This is a genomic window from Dietzia sp. NPDC055343 (assembly GCF_053645265.1).
The window spans coordinates 1-4648 of record NZ_JBSHMJ010000082.1 but is presented as its reverse complement, the minus strand read 5'-3'; the positions used below and the strand labels follow the sequence as shown (position 1 = coordinate 4648).

Annotated in this window: 5 protein-coding genes; all 5 read left to right on the top strand. The window is 69.6% G+C overall.

The window, feature by feature from the left end:
• Positions 1-190, top strand: a 190-nt coding sequence (locus ACWIE7_RS18340) for a hypothetical protein (protein WP_454070210.1), incomplete at its 5' end; no start/stop codon positions are given.
• Positions 187-1095, top strand: a complete 909-nt coding sequence (locus ACWIE7_RS18335; protein ID WP_454070209.1) for a carbohydrate ABC transporter permease — start codon at positions 187-189, stop codon at positions 1093-1095. The genes ACWIE7_RS18340 and ACWIE7_RS18335, both read left to right, overlap by 4 nt.
• Positions 1092-2006: a carbohydrate ABC transporter permease gene (locus ACWIE7_RS18330; protein ID WP_452098091.1), complete on the top strand. Its 915-nt coding sequence runs from the start codon at positions 1092-1094 to the stop codon at positions 2004-2006. The genes ACWIE7_RS18335 and ACWIE7_RS18330 overlap by 4 nt, the downstream gene beginning before the upstream one ends.
• A gap of 98 nt (positions 2007-2104) precedes the next feature.
• Positions 2105-3433 (top strand): ABC transporter substrate-binding protein, encoded by a 1329-nt coding sequence (locus ACWIE7_RS18325; RefSeq protein WP_452098092.1) that lies wholly within the window; start codon positions 2105-2107, stop codon positions 3431-3433.
• Positions 3433-4539 (top strand): ABC transporter ATP-binding protein, encoded by a 1107-nt coding sequence (locus ACWIE7_RS18320; RefSeq protein WP_452098093.1) that lies wholly within the window; start codon positions 3433-3435, stop codon positions 4537-4539. The genes ACWIE7_RS18325 and ACWIE7_RS18320 overlap by 1 nt, the downstream gene beginning before the upstream one ends.
• Positions 4540-4648: the final 109 nt, after the last annotated feature.

The window sequence follows — 4648 nt, the reverse complement described above, 5'->3', positions numbered from 1 at the left end:
GACCGGCGACCGTCTGGTGCTGCCGTGCCTCGACGGCGCGATCCGCACCTACGCGCTCGACGGCTCGCTCACCCGCACCGTCGCGCATGACGCGCCACTGGCCGCGCCGCTGGCCGACGCCGGCGACCTGCTCGTGGGCGTCGACGTGGACGGCCGCGTCATCGCCCTGCCCAAGGAGGACCTGCTGTGACCGCCACCGCGACACCCGCGCGCTCGCGCCGCGACGAGCAGTGGCGGCGCCGCGCCCCGCTGTTGTTCGTCACCCCGATGGCGTTGCTGGCGTTCCTGTTCGTGTTCTTCCCCGCCGCGCTGACCTTCATCGGCAGCTGGTTCCACATCCCGCTCGCAGGCGGGACCTGGACCTTCGTCGGCACCGCGAACTATGAGCGCATCTTCACCGACCCGCACTCCCAACGCGCGATCGTCAACACCCTCGTCTACTCGGTCGGCACGATCGTTCCGAGCCTGGCGCTGGGTCTGCTCCTGGCGATGCTCGCCAACTCGATCGTGCGCGGCCGGGCACTGGTGCGGACGCTGCTGTTCCTGCCGATGACCGCGAACCTCGTGGCGATGGCGGTGGTGTTCACCTACATCTTCGATGTCCGCGGTGGCGCCGCGAACCAGCTGATCGGACTGTTCGGCATCGCGCCGATCAACTGGCTCGGCAGCACCGACTACGCGCTGACCACCGTGATGCTCGTCGGCGTGTGGCGGACCGCGTCGTTCACCATGATGATCTTCTTCGCCGGCCTGGCCACCGTGCCCGGGACGATGCTGGAGGCCGCACGCATGGAGGGCATCAGCCCGATCACCCAGCTGACCCGCATCATCCTGCCGGTCATGAAGCCGACCGTCGTGTTTGCCGTGGTGATGGCGGTCCTGCAGTCCATCCAGGCCTTCGACACGGTCCGCGTGATGACCGACGGCGGCCCCCAGTACTCCTCCGAACTCATCCTCACCCACGCCTGGCGCCTGGGCTTCCAGTACTTCGACCTCGGCGGGGCCTCGGCCATGTCGTTCCTCATGGTCGTGGCGCTGGTGGCCGTGGGGCTGTGGCAGCGCCGGATCCTCGCCGGAAAGAAGGACGACCGATGACCGTGACCTCACCCCCGCGCGCCGGCTCGCAGACCGCGCCCTCCCCATCGGAGGAAGACGCGAACGCCGGTCAAATCCGCGCGGACGCAGCGGCACTGGCCCGCACCGCGGCCAAGTGGATCGTTCTCGCGCTGGCCCTGCTGATCTCGCTGTTCCCGTTCTACTGGATGCTGCGCACCTCGGTCTCGCAGCACGACGAGGTGTTCGGCGAGGGCTTCAGCCTGTTGCCGCAGTCGCTGACCTTCGAGCCGTACGTCCGGGCCTGGCAGGAGGCCGGGCTCGGCCAGGCGATCACGGTCGGGCTGATCGTGAGCTTCGGCATCCTCGCCCTCCAGCTGCTCACCGTCATCCCGGCCGCGTACGCCCTGACGGTGTACCGCAGGAGGTGGACCGGCGGAGTGTTCGCGTTCGTCATGCTCTGCCTGCTCATCCCCGGCCAGGTCACCATGATCCCGCTGTTCATCGGCCTCAACCAGGTGGGTCTGGCGGACACCCTGACCGCGCTGATCCTGCCGTTCGCCACCTCGGTGCTCGGCACGTTCATGATCCGCAACCAGATGATGTCGGTCCCGCCGCAGCTGCTGGAGGCGTGCGCGATGGACGGGCTCGGCCCGGTGCGCACGATGGTCAGCATCGTCGCACCCATGGCCAAGCCGGGGATCGCCGCGTTCAGCGTGTACTCGGTCTTCGTCCACTGGAACGACTACATGTGGCCGCTGCTCGTGGCCCGCAGCCCGGACATCCACACCCCGCCGCTGGCGCTGGCGATCTTCCAGGACGTGGACTCCGGGGCCGACTACCCCGCGCTCGCGGCCGGCGCCGCGATCGTCACCCTGCCCATCGTCCTGATCTTCCTGCTCGCCCAGAAGCACTTCGTCCGCGGCATGAGCGGCACCGAGATCACCGGATGACCCGCCCCGACGGCCGGCCGCATCCGCCGGACCCCCACACGGACCAGTCCCCCGCCGACCACCGATTCCGTACCTCGCCCAGAAGAGAGAAGACACCCATGAAGAACGCACGCCCGGCCCTCGTCGGCGGTTCCGCCGCCGCCCTCGCCCTCCTGCTCGCCGCCTGTGGTGGCGGCGGCGCCGGTGACCAGCCGGCCGACGGCAGGGAGGTGGCCCAGGCCGCCGACGTCGCCGAGTGCAGTCCCGACGGGATGACCATCAACGTCGCCTACAACTCGCTCGCGGAGAACTCGATGCCGGTGGCCGTCGAGGCCATGGAGAGCCGCTACCCCGGGCTGTCGATCGAGGGCACCCCGGCCGCGTCCACCGCGTACGAGGAGCTCACCCAGCAGATCGTCGCCGACATCGCGGTGGGCAACCGGCCCGACGTGATCATGACCGGACTCGGCCAGATGCAGTTCTGGGTCGACACCTACGACCCGGTCCCCTTCGACACCGACTCGCTGCCGGAGACCTACCAGACCCAGTTCCTCGGCGCGGGCACCGTCAAGGACGGCACGACCTACGTGGCGCCCGCCCAGATCTCGGCCCCGGTGATGGCCGTCAACCAGACCCTGCTCGACGAGGCGGGCGCCGGTCAGGCCGAGGACATCACCACCTACGACGAACTGCTCGAGGTGGCCCAGCAGGTCACCGACCACACCGGCGAGCCGTCCGTGTCGATCGCGCCGTCCGGCCTGCCGGAGTGGTTCACCCAGGGCCTGCTCCAGAACTCGGGGGCGACGCTGGCGAACGAGGACGGCACCGCGGCCTTCGGTGACGAGGATGGCATCGCCGCGCTCGACATCTGGTCGCAGCTCGGCCAGCGCGGACTCGAGGCCGGCATCGCCGACTCCACCCAGGCCGTCGACCAGTTCAACACCGGCACGCTGCCGTTCGCGATGATCACCACCTCGACCATCGTGGCGATCGAGCAGGGCCTGGGCGACGAGTTCGAGTGGATGCCCATCAAACTGCCCAGCGTCGACGGCACCACCGACCGCGCGCTGCCGGCCGGCGGCAACGGCTACATGGTGCTCTCCGACGACCCGTGCCGCGCCGCATATTCGCAGGAGCTGATCGGCGAGCTGTTCACCCCGGAGTCCGTCCTGAAGGCCTCGGGCACCCAGCGCAGCTACATCCCGGTCGACACCGAGGCGCGGGACGAGCTGCTCGCCAGCGACGCCGCCACCCCGCCGATGGAGTTCGCGTGGACCTTCGACAACGAGCTGAGCCAGTGGGGCGAGGGCTTCCCGGGCGGCCCGGCCAACCAGATCTACGACACGATCGAGGTCATGGCGCAGCGTCTGCAGTCAGGTGAGCCGACCGAGGACGTCGTGCCCGAGACCGTCGTGCAGATCGACCGCATCGTGGAGGGGAACCGCTGATGACCGCCATCAGGATCGCAGGAGTGTCCAAGTCCTTCGGTGATGTCGCCGCCCTGAGCGACATCGACCTGGAGGTCGAGTCGGGCGAGAACATCGCAGTGCTCGGCCCCTCGGGGTCGGGAAAGTCGACCCTGCTGCGGGTGGTGTCCGGCCTGGAGTCCGTCGACCGGGGCGAGGTGCTCTTCGACGGCGAGCGGCAGAACCAGATCCCTCCGGAGAAGCGGGATGTGGCGATCGTCTTCCAGAGCTACGCCCTCTACCCGCACCTGACGTGCCGGGAGAACATCACGCTCGGACTGCGACACGGCAAGAAGCTCTCGCGCTCGGACGCCGATGCCCGTGCCGTCGACATCGCCACCCGGATGCAGGTCGAGCACCTGCTCGACCGCAAGCCGCGGGCGATGTCCGGTGGTCAGCGCCAGCGCATCGCGCTGGCCCGCGCCCTGGCCCGTCGCAGCAGCATCGTCCTGCTGGACGAACCGCTGTCCGGGCTGGACGCGCAGCTGCACGCGCGGCTGCGGGTGGAGATCGCCGGACTGCTCCAGAGCGTGGGTGCGACCGGGGTCAACGTCACGCACGACCAGGCCGACGCCATGGCGATGGCCTCGCGGATCGCGGTGATCAACAAGGGTCGGATCGAGCAGTTCGGGACCCCGGACGAGCTGTACCGCCGCCCCGAGACGCTGTTCGTCGCCGGGTTCGTGGGCACCCCGCCGATGAATCTGTTCCCGGTGGATCCCGAGAGCGGTCGCAGCACGTTCGGCGAGCTGAGGCTCGGCGACGAGCAGGACGTCACCATCGGCGTGCGACCCGAGCGGTTCCACCTCTCGACCGAGGCCCCCGTGAACGCCGACGTGTGGTCCCTCAGCGGCCGCGTGGTGCTGATCGAGCCGACCGGCCGTGAGCGGATCGTGCACGTCCAGACCTCGCTGATGGAGTCGTTCGCGGTGATCGTCGACGCGGACCACGCCCCGTCGGTGGGCGCGTATGTCACGGCGTGGTGCACCCGCGACCACGTCCACGTCTACTCCGACCGGACCGAGCGCAGGCTGGGCAACGCCCGCGAGTGCGGAGTCGAGCTCGACGAGCGCGTGCTCGTGGTCTGACCCAGTGAACCGGGCCGGGCCCCGGGGTCGGCGACACAGCCGGCGCCGGGGCCCGCCTGTCTCCGTTCATAGCAGACCGGAGAGCAGCCGGAAGGCGTTGTCCAGATAC